Annotated in this window: 21 protein-coding genes; 9 read left to right on the top strand and 12 right to left on the bottom strand. The window is 66.1% G+C overall.

Going from position 1 to position 20,713, the window contains the following annotated elements:
* The first annotated feature begins 4 nt into the window (after window positions 1-4).
* The 8 genes from D4Q52_RS02630 to D4Q52_RS02595 all read left to right on the top strand — a co-directional run bounded on the left by D4Q52_RS02630 (window position 5) and on the right by D4Q52_RS02595 (window position 7,253).
* Window positions 5-919: a UPF0280 family protein gene (locus D4Q52_RS02630; RefSeq protein WP_119854986.1), complete on the top strand. Its 915-nt coding sequence runs from the start codon at window positions 5-7 to the stop codon at window positions 917-919.
* The gene (locus D4Q52_RS02625; protein ID WP_119854985.1) at window positions 912-1,496 is read left to right on the top strand and encodes an amino acid synthesis family protein; all 585 of its coding nucleotides are present in this window, start codon (window positions 912-914) and stop codon (window positions 1,494-1,496) included. The genes D4Q52_RS02630 and D4Q52_RS02625 overlap by 8 nt, the downstream gene beginning before the upstream one ends.
* A complete protein-coding gene (locus D4Q52_RS02620; RefSeq protein ID WP_119854984.1) occupies window positions 1,493-2,077 on the top strand; it encodes an amino acid synthesis family protein in 585 nt (194 codons plus the stop codon). The genes D4Q52_RS02625 and D4Q52_RS02620 overlap by 4 nt, the downstream gene beginning before the upstream one ends.
* Before the next feature lie 36 nt (window positions 2,078-2,113).
* Window positions 2,114-3,310 (top strand): ABC transporter substrate-binding protein, encoded by a 1,197-nt coding sequence (locus tag D4Q52_RS02615; protein ID WP_119854983.1) that lies wholly within the window; start codon window positions 2,114-2,116, stop codon window positions 3,308-3,310.
* Between the two features lie 90 nt (window positions 3,311-3,400).
* Window positions 3,401-5,293: an ABC transporter permease gene (locus D4Q52_RS02610; RefSeq protein ID WP_119854982.1), complete on the top strand. Its 1,893-nt coding sequence runs from the start codon at window positions 3,401-3,403 to the stop codon at window positions 5,291-5,293.
* Complete coding sequence (locus D4Q52_RS02605) at window positions 5,290-6,072, top strand: ABC transporter ATP-binding protein (RefSeq protein ID WP_119854981.1); 783 nt, start codon at window positions 5,290-5,292, stop codon at window positions 6,070-6,072. The genes D4Q52_RS02610 and D4Q52_RS02605 overlap by 4 nt, the downstream gene beginning before the upstream one ends.
* Window positions 6,069-6,773 carry an ABC transporter ATP-binding protein gene (locus D4Q52_RS02600; RefSeq protein WP_119854980.1) on the top strand — a complete coding sequence of 235 codons (705 nt, stop codon included), beginning with the start codon at window positions 6,069-6,071 and terminating at the stop codon, window positions 6,771-6,773. Before D4Q52_RS02605 ends, D4Q52_RS02600 begins: the two co-directional genes overlap by 4 nt.
* 36 nt (window positions 6,774-6,809) lie before the next feature.
* Entirely contained in the window at window positions 6,810-7,253 is a 444-nt protein-coding gene (locus tag D4Q52_RS02595; protein ID WP_234831046.1) for a MarR family winged helix-turn-helix transcriptional regulator, read from the top strand.
* A gap of 193 nt (window positions 7,254-7,446) precedes the next feature.
* On the opposite strand, the gene D4Q52_RS02590 is transcribed toward D4Q52_RS02595, so the two are convergent.
* The 6 genes from D4Q52_RS02590 to D4Q52_RS02565 form a co-directional block, all read right to left on the bottom strand.
* On the bottom strand, window positions 7,447-8,250 hold the full coding sequence (locus D4Q52_RS02590; RefSeq protein WP_119855142.1) for an ABC transporter ATP-binding protein: 804 nt from the start codon (window positions 8,248-8,250) through the stop codon (window positions 7,447-7,449).
* Window positions 8,238-9,293, bottom strand: a complete 1,056-nt coding sequence (locus tag D4Q52_RS02585) for a dihydrodipicolinate synthase family protein (protein ID WP_119854978.1) — start codon at window positions 9,291-9,293, stop codon at window positions 8,238-8,240. The genes D4Q52_RS02590 and D4Q52_RS02585 overlap by 13 nt, the downstream gene beginning before the upstream one ends.
* Before the next feature lie 9 nt (window positions 9,294-9,302).
* The gene (locus D4Q52_RS02580) at window positions 9,303-10,127 is read right to left on the bottom strand and encodes a GNAT family N-acetyltransferase (RefSeq protein ID WP_119854977.1); all 825 of its coding nucleotides are present in this window, start codon (window positions 10,125-10,127) and stop codon (window positions 9,303-9,305) included.
* Complete coding sequence (locus D4Q52_RS02575; RefSeq protein WP_119855141.1) at window positions 10,114-11,151, bottom strand: NAD-dependent epimerase/dehydratase family protein; 1,038 nt, start codon at window positions 11,149-11,151, stop codon at window positions 10,114-10,116. Before D4Q52_RS02575 ends, D4Q52_RS02580 begins: the two co-directional genes overlap by 14 nt.
* 17 nt (window positions 11,152-11,168) lie before the next feature.
* Window positions 11,169-11,939 carry an ABC transporter permease gene (locus D4Q52_RS02570; RefSeq protein ID WP_119854976.1) on the bottom strand — a complete coding sequence of 257 codons (771 nt, stop codon included), beginning with the start codon at window positions 11,937-11,939 and terminating at the stop codon, window positions 11,169-11,171.
* 310 nt (window positions 11,940-12,249) lie between these two features.
* The gene (locus D4Q52_RS02565; protein WP_119854975.1) at window positions 12,250-12,924 is read right to left on the bottom strand and encodes a TetR/AcrR family transcriptional regulator; all 675 of its coding nucleotides are present in this window, start codon (window positions 12,922-12,924) and stop codon (window positions 12,250-12,252) included.
* Between the two features lie 108 nt (window positions 12,925-13,032).
* Here D4Q52_RS02565 and D4Q52_RS02560 point away from each other — a divergent pair, with 108 nt between their 5' ends.
* Window positions 13,033-14,049 carry an ABC transporter substrate-binding protein gene (locus D4Q52_RS02560; protein WP_119854974.1) on the top strand — a complete coding sequence of 339 codons (1,017 nt, stop codon included), beginning with the start codon at window positions 13,033-13,035 and terminating at the stop codon, window positions 14,047-14,049.
* 155 nt (window positions 14,050-14,204) lie between these two features.
* Here the strand turns inward: D4Q52_RS02560 and D4Q52_RS02555 are convergent, their stop codons facing one another.
* From D4Q52_RS02555 to D4Q52_RS02530, 6 genes are read right to left on the bottom strand one after another with little or no spacing between them, the layout of a single operon-like run.
* Window positions 14,205-15,068: a sugar phosphate isomerase/epimerase family protein gene (locus tag D4Q52_RS02555; protein WP_119854973.1), complete on the bottom strand. Its 864-nt coding sequence runs from the start codon at window positions 15,066-15,068 to the stop codon at window positions 14,205-14,207.
* Between the two features lies 1 nt (window position 15,069).
* The gene (locus D4Q52_RS02550) at window positions 15,070-16,263 is read right to left on the bottom strand and encodes a dihydrodipicolinate synthase family protein (protein WP_119854972.1); all 1,194 of its coding nucleotides are present in this window, start codon (window positions 16,261-16,263) and stop codon (window positions 15,070-15,072) included.
* A 7-nt stretch (window positions 16,264-16,270) separates the two neighbouring features.
* Window positions 16,271-17,422 (bottom strand): Gfo/Idh/MocA family protein, encoded by a 1,152-nt coding sequence (locus D4Q52_RS02545; protein WP_119854971.1) that lies wholly within the window; start codon window positions 17,420-17,422, stop codon window positions 16,271-16,273.
* On the bottom strand, window positions 17,422-18,822 hold the full coding sequence (locus D4Q52_RS02540; protein WP_119854970.1) for a hypothetical protein: 1,401 nt from the start codon (window positions 18,820-18,822) through the stop codon (window positions 17,422-17,424). The genes D4Q52_RS02545 and D4Q52_RS02540 overlap by 1 nt, the downstream gene beginning before the upstream one ends.
* A 7-nt stretch (window positions 18,823-18,829) precedes the next feature.
* Complete coding sequence (locus D4Q52_RS02535; RefSeq protein ID WP_425328445.1) at window positions 18,830-19,669, bottom strand: ABC transporter ATP-binding protein; 840 nt, start codon at window positions 19,667-19,669, stop codon at window positions 18,830-18,832.
* Between the two features lie 14 nt (window positions 19,670-19,683).
* The gene (locus D4Q52_RS02530; protein ID WP_425328448.1) at window positions 19,684-20,670 is read right to left on the bottom strand and encodes an ABC transporter substrate-binding protein; all 987 of its coding nucleotides are present in this window, start codon (window positions 20,668-20,670) and stop codon (window positions 19,684-19,686) included.
* Window positions 20,671-20,713: the final 43 nt, after the last annotated feature.

Genomic DNA, 20,713 nt, shown 5'->3' with positions numbered 1-20,713 from the left:
TCGCATGGCCGCCCCGCAACCCATCTCGCCGGTTCGAGGACGGCCCATCCAGGCGGCGCTGCTGGCCGATGGCCGCCGCCTGCATCTGCAGGACGGCCCGATCGACCTGATCATCGAGGCGACCGGCGAACCCGAGGCGGTGCGCCACGCCTACGACGCTGCCGTGCGGCGCTTCACCGGCTTGCTCGACGCGCTGTGCGCAGAACTATCAGCGCTGCGTGCGCCGACAGGCGGCAACGCGCCGGCGCTGATTCATCCGGTCGCGCAGCGCATGGCCGCGGCAGTGGCGCCGTTCGCCGATGCGATGTTCATCACGCCGATGGCGGCGGTCGCAGGCGCGGTGGCGGATGAGATACTGAAGGCGCTGCTCTGCCCCGGCATCACCCGCGCCTATGTCAACAATGGCGGCGACATCGCGCTGCATCTGGCGCAGGGCGCGACCTATACGGTCGGACTGGTCGATCGCCCCGACCGGCCGCGGCTGATCGGCTCGGCCGAAATCCCCGCCGATAGTCCGATCCGCGGCGTCGCCACCAGCGGCTGGCGCGGGCGCAGCTTCTCGCTTGGCATTGCGGATGCAGTCACGATCCTGGCGCCGACCTCCGCGATGGCGGATGCGGCGGCGACCGTCGTCGCCAATGCGGTCGATCTGCCGGACAGTCGCGGCGTCGTCCGCGTCGCCGCGCGCGACATTCAGCCCGACAACGATCTCGGCGATCGTCGCGTCACGCGTGACGTGCCGTTGCTGTCCGCCGCCGAGCGCGCGCAGGCGCTGTCTGCCGGCCTCGCCGTCGCGCGCGACCTGATGTCGCGTGGCTTGGTCGCGTCCGCGGCGCTGCATTTGCAGGGTGAGACCGTCAGCACCGGCGATGCCGCCCTTCTTTCCTCGCACTCACAACAAGAGCGTCCCAATGCCTGAGGTCAAAGTCCGCAAGAAGCTGCTGATCACCGAGGAGGTCTTCCACGAAGGCGGCCCGGTGGCGGCGACTCCGCGCAAGCGCGGCGCCATCATCGCCGTGATCGAGAACCCGTTCGCCGGCCGCTACGAGCCGGAGATCGCCGGCTTCATGGACGATCTGACGCCGCTCGGCGTCGCGCTGGCGGGCGAACTGCTGCAGGCGCTCGGCGGCGACGCCAAGGCGATCGACGGCTACGGCAAGGGCGCGATCGTCGGCGCCGCCGGCGAACTCGAACACGGCGCGCTGTGGCACGTGCCCGGCGGCTATGCGATGCGCGAAATCCTCGGCGACGCCAAGGCGATCGTGCCCTCGACCAAGAAGGTCGGCGGCCCGGGCACCAAGCTCGACGTGCCTGTCACCCACGTCAACGCCTCCTACGTGCGCAGCCATTTCGACGCGATGGAAGTCGGCGTCACCGACGCGCCAAAGGCCAATGAGATCGCGCTGGTGCTGGTGATGAGCTGCGGCCCGCGCATTCATGCGCGCGTCGGCGGGCTTGCCGCCAAGGACATCAAGGGCGAGGACGGACTGCGATGAGCGCCAAGATCCGCAAGATCGTCGTCGTCGTCGAAGAGACGGTGACCGAGATGGGCCGGCCGGTCAGCCCGGCCACCCGCCGGGCCGCCGCGATCGCGGTGATCGAGAATCCGTTCGCCGGCCGCTATGTCGAGGATCTGTCCGAACTTATCGCGATCGGCGAGGAACTCGGCGGCGTCTTGACCGAGAAGGCCGTGGCGGCGCTCGGCATCGAAGGCAGCAAGGCGGAGAGCTACGGCAAGGCCGCTTTGGTCGGCGAGAACGGCGAACTCGAACACGCCGCCGCGCTGCTGCATCCGAAGATGGGCGCGCCAGTGCGCAAGGTGCTGGGCAAGGGCGCGGCGCTGATCCCGTCGTCGAAGCGCCGCGGCGGGCTCGGCGCCGAGGTCGACATTCCGCTCGGCCACAAGGACGCCGCCTTCGTACGCAGCCATTTCGACGGCATGCAGGTGAGCGTCGGCGATGCGCCACGCGCCAATGAGATCGTCGTCGCTGTGGCGGTGACGGATTCCGGCCGCCCGCTGCCGCGGGTGGGCGGGCTGACGACCGCCGAGATCAAGGGCGAAGACGGACTACGCTGAACCAGGCTGAGTATCACCAGAAGAGGGCAAGAGCGTATGAAGCAGATAGCAAGACTGGCATTGACGGCATTGTTGTTGACGTCCGGGGCGGCATACGCCCAGCAGGGCGAAATCAAGGTGGGCGAGATCAACTCCTATTCGTCCCTGCCCGGCTTCACCGAGCCTTATCGGAAGGGCCTGGAGCTCGCCGTCAAGCAGATCAACGATGCCGGCGGCATCAAGGGCAAGAAGCTGGTGGTCATCACCAAGGACGACGGCGGCAAGCCCGGCGACGCGCTGACCGCCGCCAACGAGCTGGTGGCGCGCGACGGCGTGGTGATGATTGCCGGCGGCTTCCTGTCCAATATCGGTCTGGCGCTGTCCGACTTCGCCAAGCAGAAGAAGGTGCTGTACATCGCCGCCGAGCCGTTGACCGACGCCATCGTCTGGTCGAAGGGCAACGACTACACCTTCCGGCTGCGCGCCTCGAACTTCATGCAGGCCTCGATGCTGGCCGAAGAAGCCGCCAAGCTGCCGGCCAAGAAGTGGGCGACAATCGCGCCGAACTACGAATACGGCCAGTCCTTCGTCGCCGCGTTCAAGGAGATCCTCACCAAGAAGCGGCCCGACGTCGAATTCGTCGCCGAGCAGTGGCCGCCGCTGGGCAAGATCGACGCCGGCCCGGTGCTGCAGGCGATCGACGCCGCCAAGCCCGACGCCATCCTCAACGCCACCTTCGCGGGCGACCTCGTGAAGCTGGTGCGCGAGGGCAACACCCGCGGTGTGTTCAAGGACCGCGTCGTGGTGTCGTATTTGACTGGTGAACCCGAATATCTCGATCCGCTGAAGACCGAGACGCCGGAAGGCTGGATCGTCACCGGCTATCCCTGGTACTCGATCGATACACCGGAGCACAAAGCCTTCCTCGACGCCTATCAGGCGGCGAACAATGACTACCCGCGGCTCGGCTCGGTGGTCGGTTACTCGACCGTCAAGAGCGTCGCCGCCGTGCTGAACGCTGCTGACGACACCTCGACCGAGAGCCTGATGAAGGCGATGAAGAACCTCAAGGTCGACACCCCGTTTGGACCGGTCGTGTACCGCGCCGGCGACCATCAGTCGACGATGGGCGCCTTCGTCGGCAAGACCACCCAGAAGGACGGCAAGGGCATCATGGTCGACGTCAAGTTCAAGAAGGGCGCCGACTATCTGCCGCCCGAGGCCGAAGCCGCCAAGCTTCGTCCGGCGAACTGAGTTCCTTTTTCGACAATCGCCGCCGCTGATCTCAGCGGCGGCATCCTCCCAGCTCTTCGACGACTTGCAACCTGAACGAAAGGCGCCGCCGTGGAACTGATCGTAGTCCAGGCTCTCAGTGGTCTCGCCAGCGCCGCGTCGCTGTTTCTGGTCGCGTCGGGCCTGTCGATCATCTTCGGCGTCACCCGCATCGTGAACTTCGCTCACGGCGCGTTCTACATGCTGGGCGCCTACATGGCATTCACGTTGACCGACCGGTTCAGCGGCGCCTTCGGGTTCTGGGGCGGCCTGCTCGTCGCCAGCCTGATCGTCGCGGTGCTCGGCGCGCTGATGGAGATGGTGCTGCTGCGCCGGATCTATCAGGCGCCAGAGTTGTTCCAGCTGCTCGCCACCTTCGGCGTGACGCTGATGGTGCAGGATCTCGTGGTGCTGATCTGGGGCCCGGACGATCTGATGGGCCCGCGCGCACCCGGCTTCAGCGGCGCCTTCAGCCTGTTCGGCCGAATGATCCCGACCTATGACCTGCTGCTGATCGTGCTCGGCCCAGCGGTGCTCGGCCTGCTCTGGCTGCTGTTTCACGGCACCCGCTGGGGCGTGCTGGTACGCGCCGCGACGCAGGACCGCGACATGGTCGCCTGCCTCGGTGTCAATCAGAAATGGCTATTCACCAGCGTGTTCGCGCTCGGCGTGTTCCTCGCTGCGCTCGGCGGCGCGCTGCAGATCCCGCGCACCACGGTGTCGCACGCGATGGACCTGTCGATCATCGTCGAAGTGTTCGTCGTGGTGGTGATCGGCGGGCTCGGCTCGGTGACCGGCGCCTTCATCGCGGCGGTGCTGGTCTCCGAGCTCAACGCGCTCGGCATTCTGGTGCTGCCGAAGATTTCGCTGATCGCCGTGTTCCTGGTGATGGCGGTGGTGCTGGTGGTGCGGCCCTATGGGCTGCTCGGCAAGGCGGAGCGCGGCACGCGGTCCAGCACCGGCATCTCGTTCCGGCCGTGGAAGCCGATGACGCTGCTGGAGCGCGGCGGCGTCGCCGCGCTGGTGGTGATCGCGGCGCTGCTCCCGCTGTTCGCCGGCAACTATCTGCTCAGCGTCGGCTCCGAGATCCTGGTGTTCGTGCTGTTCGCCGCCAGCCTGCATTTCATGATGACGGTCGGCGGCCTCGCCTCGTTCGGCCACGCCGCGTATTTCGGCCTCGGCGCTTACGGCGCGGCATTCGCGGTGAAGTTTCTCGGCGCGCCGATGGAATTGGCGCTCTTGGTCGGCCCGGCGTTCGGCCTGATGGGCGCGCTGGTCGCTGGCTGGTTCTGCGTGCGGCTGTCGGGCGTGTACTTCGCCATGCTGACGCTGGCGTTCGCGCAGATCATCTGGTCGGTGGCGTTCCAGTGGGTCGAGGTCACCGGCGGTGACAACGGCATTTTGGGCATCTGGCCATCGGCCTGGGCCTCCAGTCCGCAGGGCTTCTTCTGGCTGACGCTCGGCGTCGCGGTGGTCGGCGTCGCGCTGCTGCGCATGCTGGTGTTCTCGCCCTACGGCTTCGGCCTCCGCGCCACCCGCGACAACACGCTGCGCGCCGATGCGATCGGCATCGACCGCAAATCCACGCAATGGGCGGCGCTGCTGGTCGCCGGCACGTTCGCGGGCGTCGCGGGCGCGCTGTTCGCCTTCCTCAAGGGCTCGGTGTTTCCGGAGTCACTTGCCATCCCGATCTCGGTCGACGGCCTGGTGATGGTGCTGCTCGGCGGCATCGAGACGGTGTCGGGCGCGGTGATTGGCGCCATCGTCTACAAGGCGCTGGCGATCTGGCTGATGAGCCAGACCGACCTCTCCAAGCTGGTACTCGGCGCGATCATCGTGCTGCTGGTGGTGGCGGCGCCCAAGGGCATCGTCGGCTTCATCGAAGATTGGCGCCACCGCGGGCCACGGCCGAAGAACGGCAAACCCGATGCCCTCGCTGTCGCCAAGATGGAGGCCGCGGAATGACCACGCTGCTCGAAGTCCAGGGGCTGGTGAAGTCCTATGCGGGCGTCCACGCGGTGCGTGACGTCAGCTTCACGGTGAAAGCCGGCGAGATCCTGGCCCTGATCGGACCCAACGGCGCCGGCAAGAGCACCTGCTTCAACATGCTCAACGGCCAGATCAAGCCCGACGCGGGCTCGATCAAGCTCGCCGGCGACGAGATTGTCGGCCTGCCGCCGCGCACGGTGTGGCGCCGCGGCGTCGGCCGAACCTTCCAGATCACCGCGACCTTCGCGTCGATGACGGTGCGCGAGAACGTGCAGGTGGCGCTGCTGTCGTTTCATCACCGGCTGTGGTCGATGATCGGCTATGCTGGCGCGCAACACCGCGCCGAGGCCGATGAGCTGCTCGCGCTGGTCGGCATGAGCGAACAGGCCGAGCGGCCGTGCGGCGAGCTGGCTTATGGCGACCTCAAGCGGCTCGAGCTGGCGATCGCGCTCGCCAACCAGCCGCGGCTGCTGCTGATGGACGAGCCGACCGCCGGCATGGCGCCGAAGGAACGCGTCGAGTTGATGCGGCTGACCGCCGGCATCGCACGAGCGAAAAACATCGGCGTGCTGTTCACCGAGCACGACATGGACGTGGTGTTCGAACATGCCGACGAGGTGATGGTGTTGAACCGCGGCCAGCTGATCGCGCGCGGCACGCCCCAGCAGGTCCGCCAGGACCGTCAGGTGCAGGCGATCTATCTCGGCGAAGGCCTGCTCTACGACGCCAAGCACCGCGCGGAGGCGCTGTCATGAAGCTCGAAGTCTCCGAACTGAACAGCCACTACGGCCCGGCCCACATCCTGTTCGACGTCGGCTTCGCGGTCGGCGAAGGCGAAGTGGTCGCCATGCTGGGCCGCAACGGCGCCGGCAAGAGCACCAGCTTCCGCTCGGTGGTCGGGCTGGTACAGCGGCGCAGCGGCAAGGTGACGTTCGAGGGCGAGGACATTTCGCGGCTACCGTCCTACGAGATCGTGCGCCGCGGCCTCGGCTACGTGCCGGAGGACCGGCGGATCTTCACCGAGCTGACCGTCGAGGAAAACTTCGAGGTCGGAAAGCAGAAGCCGCGCCCCGGCGTCGCCGAATGGACGCCGGACCGGATCTACAAGCTGTTTCCGAACCTCGGCGAGATGCGAAAGCGGCTCGGCGGCGACATGAGCGGCGGCGAGCAGCAGATGCTGAGCATCGGCCGCACCCTGATGGGCAACCCGTCACTCGTACTCCTCGATGAGCCGTCCGAAGGGCTGGCGCCGAAGATCGTAGAGCAAATGGCCGATGCCATCCTGGCGATGAAGCGCGAGGGGCTCGGCATCATCATTTCGGAGCAGAATTTGCATTTCGCCAAGCTGATCTGCGATCGCGCCTATATCATCGAGAAGGGCCGCATGCGTTTCTCCGGCACGATCGACGAACTCGAGGCGCATCCGGAAATCCGGGACGCTTACCTCGCGGTGTGACGCAAATTGGCTTCAGATTCGGGTAAGAGCAAAGTGTTGGACAAGCCGCGCCGCAAGACCAAGAGCGCCCCATCCTATCTGCTGGACGCGCAGGTCGGTTTCACGCTGCGCCAGGTGCTGCAGCGTCACGCCACGATTTTCGTCAGCCGCATGGGCGAAGATTTGACGATGACGCAATGGGCCGCGCTGGCGAAACTGTTCGAGAAGGGCCCCTGCTCCCAAAACCTCCTCGGCCGCGCCACCGCGATGGACGCGGCCACCATCAAGGGCGTGGTGGAGCGCCTGGTGAAGCGCGGCCTGGTCGAGACCGCCGCCGATCCGGAAGACGGCCGCCGACTGGTGGTGTCGCTGACGCCCGACGGCAAGGCGCTGACCGAGCGCTCGATCCCAGTGGCGCACGACGTCACCAAGGAAACGCTGTCGCCGCTGGCGAAAGACGAACGCGTGCAGTTTCTGGCGCTGCTGGAGCGGCTGAAGTAAGCGTCAACCACACCCGCTCCGTTATGGCCGGGCTCGTCCCGGCCATCCACGCCTTTTCTGCATTTCCTTCAGCAAGGCGTGGATGCCCGGCACAAGGCCGGGCATGACGCTTGGATAGGAGAGTGCCTAATTTCAAAGGCCGCATTTTCGGCCAGGCTTTCAGGATGAGGCGAAGTGCCTTGGAAAGCCGCTGCTACTCCCGCGCCGCCCCACCCGGCCCCGCCATGCCGAGTCCCGCATAAATCCGCCGCACATAGGCACCGAAGGCGTCGTCGGTCTTGATCGCGAGATCGCGCGGCATCGGCAGGTCGATCGGGAAGTACTCGGCCATCCGCGCCGGCCGCGCCGTCAGCACCGCGCAATGCGAGCCGAGGAACACCGCTTCCTGGATGCTGTGGGTGACGAACAGGATGGTCTTGGCGCTCTCGCGCCAGATCCGCAGCATCTCCAGGTTCATTTGCTCGCGCGTCAACGCATCGAGCGCGCCGAACGGCTCGTCCATCAGGATCAGCTTGGGGTCGTGGACGAAGGCGCGGGCGATCGCGGCGCGCTGCTGCATGCCGCCGGAGAGTTGCTGCGGATACTTGTCCTCGTAGCCGGCGAGCCCGACCAGCGCCAACAGGTCACGCGCACGCGACCGCGCGGCTTTCATCGGCAGGCCGACGATCTCGGCCGGCAGCAGCACGTTCTCCAGAATGGTCCGCCATTTCAGCAGCAGCGCCTGCTGGAACACCATGCCGACGTCGCGCGCCGGATCGAATGGCGTGGTCGCATTGCCGATACTGACCGTGCCGCCATCGGCGCCGTGCAGGCCGGCGAGGATTTTCAGTACCGTGGTCTTGCCGCAGCCGGACGGGCCGACCAGCGCCACCAGTTCACCTTCCTGCACGTCCATCGTGACGTCGGACACCGCAAGAAACTCGCTGCCGCCGCTGCGATACACTTTGCGGACGTTGCGCAGGCTGATGAACGGCGCGGTGTCGCTCATGCCAGCCAGCGCTCCAGATTGGCGGCGACGAAGGCGTCGTCGCTGAGGTCGGCATGCTCGCGGCAAACGCGGTCGATCTCGGCGCCCTGCCCGTTACTCAATCCTTCGTTCGGATCGAGGCACCAGATGCCTTGCAGCAGGCCCTGACGGCGCAACACTTCGTGGCAGCCGGCGATGCAGCCGTGGAAATTGTTGGCGACGTCGAAGAACGCGCTGTTGCAATCGGTGACGCGGGCGTCGAGCGCCAGCAGATCCGCCGGCAGCCTGTCCTGGCCGCGCGCGGCCTTGCAGCCCTCGAACTGCTTGATGGCGGCTTGCGTCCACACCGACCAGTGGCCGAGCAACCCGCCTTTGAAGTAAGCGCGGGTGGTGACACCCTGGTCGCGCAGATCGAACGGCAGCATCAGGTCGAGCAGAATGTGGTCGTCGTTGCCGGTGTACAGCGCCACCCGGTCGAGCGCGCCGGCGGACGCGACGCCGCGTAGCACGTCGAGCGTGCGATAGCGGTTGAACGGCGCCACCTTGATGGCGACGACGTTGTCGATGGAGGCGAAGTCGCGCCAGAAATTCGAGCTCAGCGCCAGGCCGCCGACCGCCGGCTGCAGATAGAAGCCGACCAGCGGAATCTCCTGCGCCACCGCCCGGCAGTGCTCCAGGATCTCCGCTTCGGACGATGCCTTCATCGCCGCGAGGCTGAGCAGCCCGGCGTGGTAGCCGATCGACCGCGCGGTCTGCGCCTCGCCGATCGCCTGCCTGGTGGGGCCGGCAAGGCCGGCCACTAATGCGAGCGGACGTTTGGTCCACGCGGCAGCCGTCTCCGCCGCCGATTCCAGCACCGGCCGATACAGCCCGACGTCGCGGATCGCGAATTGCGTGGTGTGGACACCGACCGCGAGCCCGCCGGCGCCGGCGTCGATGTAGTAGCGCGTCAGCGCGCGCTGATGCCGCGGGTCGAGCTTGCGGGCCGCATCGAGCGCCAGCGGATGCGCCGGGATGACGGTGCCGCCTGCGATCAGGCGGCGGACGTCGGAGTTCATGTCGCTGTGGTGCATGGTGTGGTCCTAACCGTATTCCGGGCCGGCGACGGCGAACGGCAATGCGCCGGGCGGCCGCGCGGCCGCGCCGTGGCGCATGCGCAGGAATGGCCGCTCGATCGCCCAGCCGCGTTGCTGCAGCGCGTCGACGAAGCCCGAGGGGCCCGCGACGGCATCGAGCAGGATCGGCGCCGTCTCACGAGCTACAATGGCATCGACCAGCGCCAGCGCGGACGATACGTCCGGCGCGTACAGCGGCCCGATATGCTGCGCGACGCGACCACTGCGCACCAGCGCAATGGCGCCGTTCGATTCAAGCAGGCGCGTTCCTTCGCGGGTGCTGAGTTCGGTGAGCAGATCGGTGCGATCGAAACCGAGCGCAGCGCGGTCGCTGGCGATCAGGTCGGTCAGTTGGCCCGCGTTCAGCGGCGCAGCTTTCGCATCGGGAGCGCGCTCGGTGAGCCGCAGCCGGCGGAGTTCGAGCACGCCGGAAAAGCCCAGCGGCTCGTAGACCCTCGCTCCGTCGGGCGTGGCGTCGAGCCAGGTCGTCAGCTTCAGTCTGCCCGCCTCGGCGAGGCAGCGATCGACCAGCCGCGTCGCCAAGCCGCGGCGGCGGCAGCTTTGCGTCACCAGCACCATGCTGATCCAGGCGTTAGTCGCATCGTGCGGCAGCAGCGCCGCGGTCGCCACCAGCTGGCAGTCTTCGCGCACGCCGAAGGTCTGACCACGGCGGAGGAAGAACCGCCAATCGGCCTCGCTCTGGTTCCAATGCGCTTCGGTGGACAATGTGAGACCGGCGGCGGCGTCATCGTCACCGAGCCGGACCACGTTGTCCGCCTCAGTAACGGCCATCGCGCACCTCGTATTTGGTCGGCTTGCCGATGTTCGGCATTTCGCGCGCGACCCAGTCGGCGGTCCACGCCACCAGCTGATCGGTGTCGACCACGGCGTGGCCGAACAGCTTCACGGCCTGGCTGGTGTCAGTCAGCCACGCGGTCGGCTGCTCCTCGCCGACGATCACCGGCTCGCGGCCGAACAGCTTGCCGAATCGGGCGGCGAGATCGCGCACCAGCAGCGTCTCGTGGCCGGAGACGTTGATCGGCGTGGTCGGCGTGGTGCAATGCGCGAGGCAACGCAGCGCCTGCGCCGAGGCATCGCCCTGCCACAGGAAATTGACGTGGCCGATGCCGACGTCGATTGGCTTGCCCTGCCACACCTTGCTGGCGATGTCGTAGAGTACCCCGTAGCGCATATCGATCGCGTAGTTGAGCCGGAACAGCCGGCCCGGCGTCTGATACTTGGCCGAGAAATATTCGAGCAGCCGCTCGCGCCCCACGCAGGACTGCGCGTATTCGCCGGGCGGGTCCGGCGGCATCTCTTCCGGCGAACCGCCGCTGTCCACCGGCACGAACGGATAAACGCAGCCGGTCGAGAACGCCACGATGCGCGACTGCCGGAATTCCTGCGCGATCATCGCCGGGACGTAGGCATTCATCGCCCAGGTCAGCGCCAGATCGCCCTCGGCGCCGAACTTGCGGCCCGCCATGAACACGACGTTGGGCGATTTCGGCAGCTTGGCGATCTGCGCCTCGTCAAGTAAATCGCACGCGATGGTCTCGACGCCGCGCGCTTCCAGCGCGGCCTTCGACGCCGGATCGCTGAACCGCGCGACGCCGATGACGCGGCGGTTCGGCGACGCCGCTTTGGCAAGTCCGGCGAGCGTCGGCCCCATCTTGCCGGCGACGCCCAGCACCATCAGGTCGCCGTCGACCTTGGCGAGATCGTCGATCAGCGCCTGAGTCGGCCGGCACAACAGGTCATCGAGCGCGGCGATGTCGGGAATGGTCTTGGGCAGCGTGTCGCGGCTGAGCAGCATCATGGATCCTTGATTGATTAGGTCTGCCTGACGTCGCGCACAACGACGAGGCGTTCGAGCAGCAGCACCAGGCCATACAGCAGCACGCCGAGCAGCGTCAGCAGCACCACCGCCATCACCATCGCGGGCGTGTCGAGCGCGGACTGCACCTGGATCATCAGATAGCCGAGCCCGCGCTCGGAGGCGATGAACTCGCCAACGATGGCGCCGGCGACGGCCAGAATGGCGCCGACCTTCATGCCGGAGAACACGTAAGGCAGCGAGCCCGGCAGCTGGATCTTGCGGAACAGCGTCCAGCGCGAGCCGCGCAGCGATTTGACGAGATCGAGTAGATCCGGCTCGACTTCGCTGAGCCCTCGCGCCGTCGTCAGCAGAATCGGAAAGAAGCAGATGCTGAAGGCGATCAGGATGTTCGGCACGATGCCGTAGGAGAACCACACGATGATCAGCGGCCCGAGCGCCACCTTGGGGATCATGTTAAGGGTGACGAACAAGGGCAGCAGGATCGCGCTGACCAGCGGCGACCAGGTGAACATCACCGCGAGCGCGACGCCGACGACCGAGCCCAGCGCGAAGCCGCCGAGGATCTCGGCGGCCGTCACCAGCGAATTCGACACCCAGGCGTATTGCGCCGAACCGAGCGTCTTGATGGTGTCGAGCGGCGACGGCAGCACGAATTTCGGCACCTGGAAGACGTCGACCAGCACCTGCCACAGCACGATCACCGCGGCGTGCACCAGCACGATGATCGCGGCCGACCGCACCGATTGGCGAGTTGCTTCCGACACGAGCGTTCCTGGAACCCGGTTAGCGATGCCGCAGCCTAGACCGCGGCGAGCTATGTTTCAACCATCTGGTTGATTAAGGTGCGGGCTAGGGCGGTGCTTCTACAGGCACTGCCCGTCATCCTGAAAGCCTGGCCGGAAATGCGCCACTTCAAATCAGGCACTTTCCTATCCGCGCGTCATGCCCGGCCCTGTGCCGGGCATCCACGCCTTCCGTCCTCACCGCAAGCAAAGGCGTGGATGGCCGGGACAAGCCCGGCCATGACGGAGGTCTCGGACATGGCGAGCGTTCGGGATGTTGCCAAAAATCGAATTACGGCCGCAGCGAACGCAATACCAGGTCGACGACGTGACGGCGGCGGGCGGCGCGCTCGCGGGGGGTGTTGAGGTCGCGGCCGAAGATCGCCGACAGCGTCGGGTTGTTGGAGAAGTAGAAGTAGCTCAGCCCGGCGATCGAGATGTACAATTGCACCGGGTTGACGCCCTTGCGGAAAACGCCCTCGGCGATGCCCTCCTTGAGAATCTTCGACACCAGGCTGACGAGCGGCGAATGCATCGCCTCGAGCCGGCCGGAACCGCGCACGTGTGACGCACCGCCGCGGTTCTCGTCATTCAGCAGGACGATAAAGTCCGGGTGACCGGCGAGATGATCGAACGAGAATTCGATCAGCTTGCGGATCGCCCGCTCCGGCGGCAGGCCGTCGAGGTTCAGGCTGCGCTCGTGGCTGCGCAGTTCCTCATAGACCCATTCGAGCACGCCGAGATACAGCGCGTCCTTGTCGCCGAAATAGTGATAGACCAGCTGCTTGTTGACGCCGGCGCGGGCCGCGATCTCGTCGACCCGTGCTCCGGCAAGCCCGCGCGCCGCGAATTCTTGGCGCGCCGCGCTGAGCAGCTTCTGCCGGGTCGCCGCGGGATCGCGCCGCTGCTTGGCGTCGTCGCGCTTGGTAGGATCGCTCTTCGTAAGGTCAGCCTTGGCTCTGCTCATTTTCAACCAGATGGTTGACAATTCGGATGACGATCTGTTGCATGGCGGGCGCCGGAATTGCAAGCCTGCGGGTGCACCGACGCCTCGCGACAACAGGAGAGCTGTTCGATGAACTACTTCCGTCTTGCCGCAGCGGGTGTCGCGATGGCGCTGGCGAGCCCTTCCCTTCCGGCGAGCGCCGCCGAAGCGGTGAACCTGATCCTGAACTGGACGCCGACCGCCGACCATTCGCCGTTCTACTACGCCAAGGCGCAGGGCTGGTACGAGAAGGCCGGCATCGACCTCACCATCGAATCCGGCAAGGGCTCGGGCGTGTCGTCGCTCAAGGTCGGCTCGGGCGGCTCGGCGTTCGGCATCGCCGATCTCGGCACCATGCTGGTGTCCAAAAGCAAGGGTGCCGATGTCGTCGCGCTGATGAGCATCTACGCCAACACCGGGCAGACCTTCTACTGGCTGAAGAGCTACGGGGTGAACGGGCCGAAGGATTTCCCGAGTCACAAGATCGGCAATCCGCCCGGCGACGCGTCGCGCGTGATGTGGCCGGCCTTCGCCAAGGCGGCTGGTATTGCGGCCGACTCGGTGAACTTCGTCAATGTCGGCCCGACCGCCAAGATCGCGGCGCTGAAGGGCCACAGCGTCGATATCATCAGCGACTTCTACAACGAGCACGACCGCAAGGTGATCGAGTTCGGCGACGACCTCGGCTACGTCAACTGGAAGGACATCGGCCTCAATCCCTACGGCAACTCGCTGATCGTCAACGGCGCCTATCTGGCCAAGAACCCGAAGCTGGCGCACGACTTCGTCACCGTCAGCCAGAAAGCATTCGCGGCCTGCGTCGCCGATGTCGATCCCTGCCTCAAGGCGCTGCTCGACAATGCCTCCGGCCTCGACAAGGAAAACCAGCAGCGGCAGTGGGAGCGCATCAAGTACTTGATGACCGACGAGTTCACCACCACCAAGGCGCTGGGCTGGATCGACGGCGAACGGATGAAGAAGGACTACGAGCTGGTCCAGACTTATCTCGGCATGGAAAAGCCGTTCGAGGTCGACACCGCGTTCTCGACCAAGATGCTCGATACCGCGATCAAGATGGACGCCACCAAGGTGACGGTGAAGAAGTAGGCGGGAGGCGGCGGCATTTTGCATCGCTTTGCTCCCCGACCTCTCCCCGTCATTGCGAGCGAAGCGAAGCAATCCAGAGGCTCAGTGCAGGGCGCTGGATTGCTTCGCTTCGCTCGCAATGACGATGGGGCTGATGTGGCCGGACAAACAGACCGTCACACCACGCTGCGATGCCGGTCGATGCAGGTGGCGATCACCTCGTCCATCGAGCGCCCCCACCAGTCTTCGGAGAAGATCTCGATCTCCGAGTAGCCGGCGAAGCCCTGGGCTTCGACGGCGGCACGGATGCTGCGGATGTCGATGACGCCGTCGCCCATCATGCCGCGGTCGTTGAGCAGGTCTTTGGTCGGCACCAGCCAGTCGCAGACATGGAACGCCATCAGGCGGTCCTGCCCGGCGCGGGCGATCTGCGGCAGTAGCTCCGGGTCCCACCAGATGTGATAGACGTCAAGCGCCACGCCGAGCGCGCCGCTGCGTGATGGGTCGAGCGCGTCGCAGAGGTCCAGCGCCTGCTTCGTCGTGTTGACGCAGGCGCGGTCGGCCGCATAGGCCGGATGCAGCGGCTCGATCGCCAGCGGCATCTTCGCCTGCCTGGCGTAGTCCAGCAGATCGGCCAGTGCATCGTGCACTTGCGCGCGGGCCGCGATGATGTCCTTCGACGCGGCGCTGCCGGGCCGCGAATATTGCGGCAGACCGCCGACCACCAGCACCAGGCACGACGCGCCGAGCGCAGCCGCCTCGTCGACCGCTCGGCGGTTGTCGTCGCGCATTGCAGGGCGATGCGCCTCGTCGGCGGTGAACATGCCGCCGCGGCAATAGCCCGACAGCTCGAGCCCGGCATCCTTGACCAGCCGCACCGCGCGGTCGAGGCCGATCGCCGCCACCTGATCGCGCCACGGATCGATGGCGCGGATGCCGGCGCGAGCGCAGGCGTCGATGATCGCGGCGAGATCGCCCTGCTTGCGGACCGTGGCCGTATTCAGCGACAGCCAGCGATGATCATTCGAGAAGTCGCGCATCTCAGGCTTCGATGCCGCGGGTAGCGAGCAGTGATTTCATGCGCTGCGTCGCGAGCTCCGGATTCGCAAGCAGCCCGGCCTTGTCGGCGAGCCGGAACAGCTCGGCGAAATGCAGCGTCGAGCGCGTGCTTTCTTGCCCGCCCACCATGGTGAAGTGATCCTGATGGCCGTTGAGCCAGGCCATGAACACGATGCCGGTCTTGTAGAACCGCGTTGGCGCCTTGAAGATGTGCCGGGACAGCGGCACGGTCGGGCCGAGCACGTCGTGGAAGCCGGCCTCATCGCCGGCGGCGAGCCGCGACAGCGCGTAGGACGCGGCCGGCGCGATGGCGTCGAAAATGCCGAGCAGCGCATGCGAATAGCCCTGCGCGTCGCCGGCGATCAGTTCGGCGTAATTGAAGTCGTCGCCGGTGTACATCTTCACCTTTGGATCGAGCCGGCGGCGCATGTCGATCTCGCGCTGCTTGTCGAGCAGCGAGATCTTGATGCCGTCGATCTTGGCGGCGTCGCGGTTGACGATGTCGACCGCGACGTCCATCGCAGTATCGAGATTGGACGCGCCCCAATAGCCGGCCAGCGCCGGATCGAACATGTCACCGAGCCAATGGATGATCACCGGCTCGCGCACCTGGCCGAGCACGCGGTCATACACCTTGGCGTAGTCGTCCGGAGACTTACCAAGCTTGGCGAGCGCGCGCGACGCCATCAGGATGATGCGGCCGCCGGCCTGTTCGATTGCTTCGATCTGCTGCTCATAGGCGGCGATCACGTCGTCCAGCGATCTGGCATCTTCGACAGGCAGATGATCCGTGCCGGCGCCGGAGAACACCAGCGCTCCGCCGCGCGCCTTCGCGGCGGCGACGGAGCGCTGGATCAGTTCGAGCGAGGTCGGCCAGTCCAGCCCCATGCCGCGCTGCGCCGTGTCCATCGCCTCGGCGACGCCGAGACCGAGGTCCCAGATGTGCTCGCGGAATGCAATGGTGCGATCCCAATCGATCGCCGTCGACAGCCACGGATCGACGTCCGCGAACGGATCGACCACGACATGCGCGGCCGAGAACGCGACACGGTTCAGCGTGCCGCTCAGCTTGGCGGGAAAGCTGCGCGAGGCGGCGAGCCGATAGGTCTCGATCGACCGATCGGCCTTGGGCAGCCGCAGCGTCTGCGACGACAGGGACAGGACTGGTTTGTTCATGGGGTCCTCACACCTGAATGGCGGGAACGTCGATCCAGCGGCGCTCCTTCCAGCTCTGCAGCGCGCATTCGACCAACTGCACGCCCTTGGCGCCTTCGAGCAGCGTGTACTTGTAGGGCGCGTCTTCATAGACGTGGCGGATGAACATCTCCCATTGTTCCTTGAAGCCGTTGTCGTAGGAGACGTTGTCCGGCACCTTCTGCCAGTCGGCGTAGAAATCGTGGGTGCGCTTCTCATCCGGATTCCACACCGGCCGCGGCGTCGCCTGGCGCGCCTGGATCATGCACTCGGTGAGGCCGGCGACTGCCGAACCGTGGGTGCCGTCGACCTGGAAGGTGACGAGGTCGTCGCGATACACCCGCGTCACCCACGACATGTTCATGTGGGCGATCACGCCGCCCTTCAGCTTGAAGGTCGCGTAGGCGGAATCATCGGCGGTCGCCTTGTACTTCTTGCCCTGTTCGTCCCAACGCTCCGGGATGTCCGTGCTGCCCATGCAAGTCAGGCTCTCGACCTCGCCGAACAGATTGTCGAGCACGTAGCGCCAGTGGCAGACCATGTCGAGGATGATGCCGCCGCCGTCTTCGCTGCGATAATTCCAAGAAGGGCGCTGCGCCTCCTGCCAGTCGCCTTCGAACACCCAGTAGCCAAACTCGCCGCGCACCGACAGCATGCGGCCGAAGAAGCCCGAGTCACGCAGCATCGCCAACTTCTTCAGGCCGGGCAGGAACAGCTTGTCCTGCACGGTGCCGTGCTTGATGCCCTTGGCATTGGCGCGCTTCACCACCTCGACGGCTTCCTTGAGGTTGGTGGCGATCGGCTTCTCGCAATAGATGTGCTTGCCGGCGTCCACCGCCTTGCTCAACAGCCCGGGCCGCGCCTGCGTGGTCGCGGCGTCGAAGAAGATGTCGTCGTCCTTGTTCTCCATCGCCTTGTCGAGATCGGTGGTCCAGCGCTCGATGCCGAACTGCTTGGCGAGGCGCTCGATCTTGTCGGCGCTGCGGCCGACCAGGATCGGATCCGGCAGCATGCGGTCGCCGTTCTTCAGCACCACGCCGCCCTGATTTCGGATCGCGATGATCGAGCGGATCAGATGCTGATTGAGCCCCATGCGTCCGGTGACGCCGTTCATGATGACGCCGAGGCGTTTGGTGGCCATTACGTATGCTCCTTGGTGAGATCGGGTGTTGGAAGGACGAGCGGCGACAGCGACGCCCAATCCGGCTGCGCCGCGGCAGCAAAGCCGGGCGCGCCCAGCGACGCGGTCGACAACGCGCCGTCGTGAATGGCGAGGCGGATGGCGCCGTCGTCGCTGCGGTAGAGATCAGGATGCGCGGCGAGGAAAGCCCGCGCCTCGTGGACCGGCGCGGAGGAAAAGCCGTCGACGTAGTGATGCCCGTTGCGCTCGGCATGGGTGACGCCGACGAAGGCGCCGAGCGCCAGATCCTGCTGCACGCCAAGCCCGGCCTGACACGTTAGATCCTCGGCGGTGACGAAGCAGCGTTCGTCATTCGCTGTGGCCTGCGCCGCGCGCGCGGCGTTGAGCAGCGCCTTGTAGATGCCCTTGCACGATTTCAGTGACACGCCCCGATAGCCGAGGCTTCGCGCAGCGGGGAACGCGTCGTAGCCGTCGTCGGCTTCGTCGATGATGAAATCGCGGGACGCCAGCGCGCCGAGCGGCGTCTGCATGGTGCGCTCGCGCGGCATCGGCTGCTCGATGTAGAGCAGCTTGCCGGAAATTGACGCCAGCGCCGGGTCGCGGTCGAGTCGCTCGCACAGCGCCTGCAGCGCGGCCGGGTCGGCATATTGTTCGTTGGCGTCGAGCGAGATGCCGTCCACGGTCGGCAGCTTCTGCAGTTCGCGACCGATCGTGATCAGCCGCGCCGCATCCTTGTCCGGATCACCGCCGAGCTTGAGCTTGTAGTAACGCGCGCCGGAGGTCTCGCGCGGATCGGCAATGCCGCCCTCGCCATCAACCTTGTCGTCCATGCCCACCGTATGGCGGATCGCGACGTGCTTGCCGCGACGCCGTGCCGACAGAAAGCGCGTGATCGCGTCGTCCGTCAGGTCCGGCGTCAGGCGGGCGTCGAGCCCGACGATGTTCGCTGCCAGACCGTCGAAGACGTTGCGGTCCGAGCCGCACAGCACCGCGTCGAAGATCGCCTTGTCGATCTCGGCCGGTCCATATCCGGCCGCCAGTGGCGGGATGTCTTCGCGCGCGCAGGCCTCGAGTTGTGCGGCGTAGCGCGACGCGTGCAGGCCGAACGCGGTGTCGAAGCCGACGGCGGACAAATACAAGTCGCGCGCGATCGCCAGCGAGCGCCGCAGATCGTCGGCGGTGCGTTCCGGCGTGCGGTCCGGACGTTTGTCGAACCATTTCGGCACGATCATCTCGGCGCTGGCGCCGATCGCCGTCTCGCCGTTCTCGAACGCGATCTCGACCCGCACGAAGGCCTGCCCCGCCGCCTCGATCGTCACCGCGCCGAACCGGAACGGCCGCGCGAACGGGATGCGCCGTTCGAACAGCGCTATGTCGCGGACGGCGATGCGCGGCGTCATCGTGATCTCAATCGAGCGCGCTTTGAGTGGAGAAATGCTTGCGGATCCGCGCCACCAATTCGGCGAACACCGGCCCGGCCATCATGTCGAGCGTTCGATCCGCGCCGAGCGGCACGTCGTAGATCGCCGCGATCGAACCGGGGCGTTCGGTCATCACCAGCACGCGGTCGGCGAGGAACACCGCTTCGGGGATCGAGTGGGTGATCAGCAGAATGGTCTTGCCGGTTGCGCGCTGGATCCGGCGCAGCTCGACGTTCATGCGCTCGCGCGTCATCGCGTCGAGCGCGCCGAACGGCTCGTCCATCATCATGATCTTGGGATCGTGCACCAGCGCCCGGCAGATCGACGCGCGCTGCTGCATGCCGCCCGACAACTGCCATGGAAGCTTGTTCTCGAACCCGCCGAGCCCGACCATTTCGAGCAGCTTTTTGGCGCGCGGCAAATACTCGGCGCGCGGCAGTTTCTTCATCTCGATCGGCAGCATCACGTTGCCGAGCACCGTGCGCCACGGCAGCAGCAGCGCGTGCTGGAACACGATGCCGGCGTTGCCGTGCGGCTCGGTGACCTTTTCGCCGTCGACGAAAATCTCGCCGGTCGATGGCGGCAGCAGGCCCGAGATCATCTTGAGCAACGTGGACTTGCCGCAGCCGGACGGGCCGACAACGACGAAGAATTCGCCGTCGTTGATCTGGAAGTCGAGCGGGCGCAGCGAGGGCACATCGCCCTCGCGCGTCCGATAGGTCTTCGACACGCCCGACAACCGGATGCCCGACGCCGCGGCCGGCGCCTCGGACACCACCCGGAGGTGGCTGTCCGGCGCGTCGGCGCTGTTCGACACGATGCTCAAAGCCGGCCCGCCCCTCATTTCGGCAGATAGTCGTTGGTGTAGAACGCCTTCGGATTGTCCTTGGCCTTGGCGTCGAGGCCGCCATATTCGACCATCAGCTCGACGCTCTCCTTCATGTTCTGATCGGTGACCTGGAAGGGGCGCTTATCCTTGGTCTCGGGCGTGGTGTAGAACGGAATGGTGAGTTCGAAGCCCTGGGTCAGCGTGTCGATCTTGCCGCCCTTCGGGTTGGCGTCGAGGATCGCCTGCGCCACGCCCTTGGGATCCTTGGTAGCAGCTTCGACGGCCTTGGTGGTCGCCGACATGAAGCGCTTCACCAGATCCTCATTGGCCTTGATGTAGTCGGTGTTGGCGATGATGCCGGACGACACCAAGTGAATGCCGGAATCGGCGAACTTGATCGGATAAACGTCCTTGCCGGTCGCATCCTTGATCTTCATCGACTGGTCCATCACATAGCCGAGTAGCAGATCAGCCTGCCCGTTGATCACCGCGTTAAGCTTGGTCTGGGCATCCCCCTGCACGGTCTTGAAGTCGCTTTCCTTCAGGCCGGTCTTCTTCAGGAACAGCGGCCAGATCTGGGTGATCGAATCCGCCGGCGTGATCGCCACGGTCTTGCCCTTGATGTCCTCCGGCTTGCGGATGTTCTTGTCGGCGAAGCCCATCGCCGACATCGCGGTGGTCTGCAGCAGCACCCCTGTCGAAATGACGGGCGCGCCCTTGACGGCGGCGCGCATCATGGTCGGCACGTCGACATAACCGAAATTCGCCGTCTTGGCGGCGACAGCCTGCGTGGTCGCGGCCGAACCGCGGCCTTCCTGAATGTCGAGATCGATGCCTTCGGCTGCGTAGATGCCCTTGGCCTTGCCGTAGTAGAACGGCGCGTGCTCGCCATAGACGTACCAGTTAAGCATCAGCACGACCTTGTCGGCCGCCGACGCCGGCAGCACCGCCATCGCGCTCCACACCACCACCGCCGATAGCGCCGTCACAAACCGCATCATATCAAGCTTCCTCCGCTCAAGTTGCCGCGGCCTTGTGTCG

Origin of the sequence: Rhodopseudomonas palustris (assembly GCF_003591005.1) — a bacterium.
Classification (GTDB): domain Bacteria; phylum Pseudomonadota; class Alphaproteobacteria; order Rhizobiales; family Xanthobacteraceae; genus Rhodopseudomonas; species Rhodopseudomonas palustris_K.
Note: the sequence above shows the minus strand (reverse complement) of the source record. Positions and strands in the feature narration are given on the sequence as shown.

Bases quoted from the DNA above. Each gene is read 5' to 3' on its own strand.
- D4Q52_RS02630 (WP_119854986.1), top strand. From the start codon at position 5: ATGGCCGCCCCGCAACCCATCTCGCCGGTTCGAGGACGGCCCATCCAG.
- D4Q52_RS02625 (WP_119854985.1), top strand. From the start codon at position 912: ATGCCTGAGGTCAAAGTCCGCAAGAAGCTGCTGATCACCGAGGAGGTC.
- D4Q52_RS02620 (WP_119854984.1), top strand. From the start codon at position 1,493: ATGAGCGCCAAGATCCGCAAGATCGTCGTCGTCGTCGAAGAGACGGTG.
- D4Q52_RS02615 (WP_119854983.1), top strand. From the start codon at position 2,114: ATGAAGCAGATAGCAAGACTGGCATTGACGGCATTGTTGTTGACGTCC.
- D4Q52_RS02605 (WP_119854981.1), top strand. From the start codon at position 5,290: ATGACCACGCTGCTCGAAGTCCAGGGGCTGGTGAAGTCCTATGCGGGC.
- D4Q52_RS02600 (WP_119854980.1), top strand. From the start codon at position 6,069: ATGAAGCTCGAAGTCTCCGAACTGAACAGCCACTACGGCCCGGCCCAC.
- D4Q52_RS02585 (WP_119854978.1), bottom strand. From the start codon at position 9,293: ATGCACCACAGCGACATGAACTCCGACGTCCGCCGCCTGATCGCAGGC.
- D4Q52_RS02580 (WP_119854977.1), bottom strand. From the start codon at position 10,127: ATGGCCGTTACTGAGGCGGACAACGTGGTCCGGCTCGGTGACGATGAC.
- D4Q52_RS02575 (WP_119855141.1), bottom strand. From the start codon at position 11,151: ATGCTGCTCAGCCGCGACACGCTGCCCAAGACCATTCCCGACATCGCC.
- D4Q52_RS02565 (WP_119854975.1), bottom strand. From the start codon at position 12,924: ATGAGCAGAGCCAAGGCTGACCTTACGAAGAGCGATCCTACCAAGCGC.
- D4Q52_RS02560 (WP_119854974.1), top strand. From the start codon at position 13,033: ATGAACTACTTCCGTCTTGCCGCAGCGGGTGTCGCGATGGCGCTGGCG.
- D4Q52_RS02555 (WP_119854973.1), bottom strand. From the start codon at position 15,068: ATGCGCGACTTCTCGAATGATCATCGCTGGCTGTCGCTGAATACGGCC.
- D4Q52_RS02550 (WP_119854972.1), bottom strand. From the start codon at position 16,263: ATGAACAAACCAGTCCTGTCCCTGTCGTCGCAGACGCTGCGGCTGCCC.
- D4Q52_RS02545 (WP_119854971.1), bottom strand. From the start codon at position 17,422: ATGGCCACCAAACGCCTCGGCGTCATCATGAACGGCGTCACCGGACGC.
- D4Q52_RS02540 (WP_119854970.1), bottom strand. From the start codon at position 18,822: ATGACGCCGCGCATCGCCGTCCGCGACATAGCGCTGTTCGAACGGCGC.
- D4Q52_RS02530 (WP_425328448.1), bottom strand. From the start codon at position 20,670: ATGCGGTTTGTGACGGCGCTATCGGCGGTGGTGGTGTGGAGCGCGATG.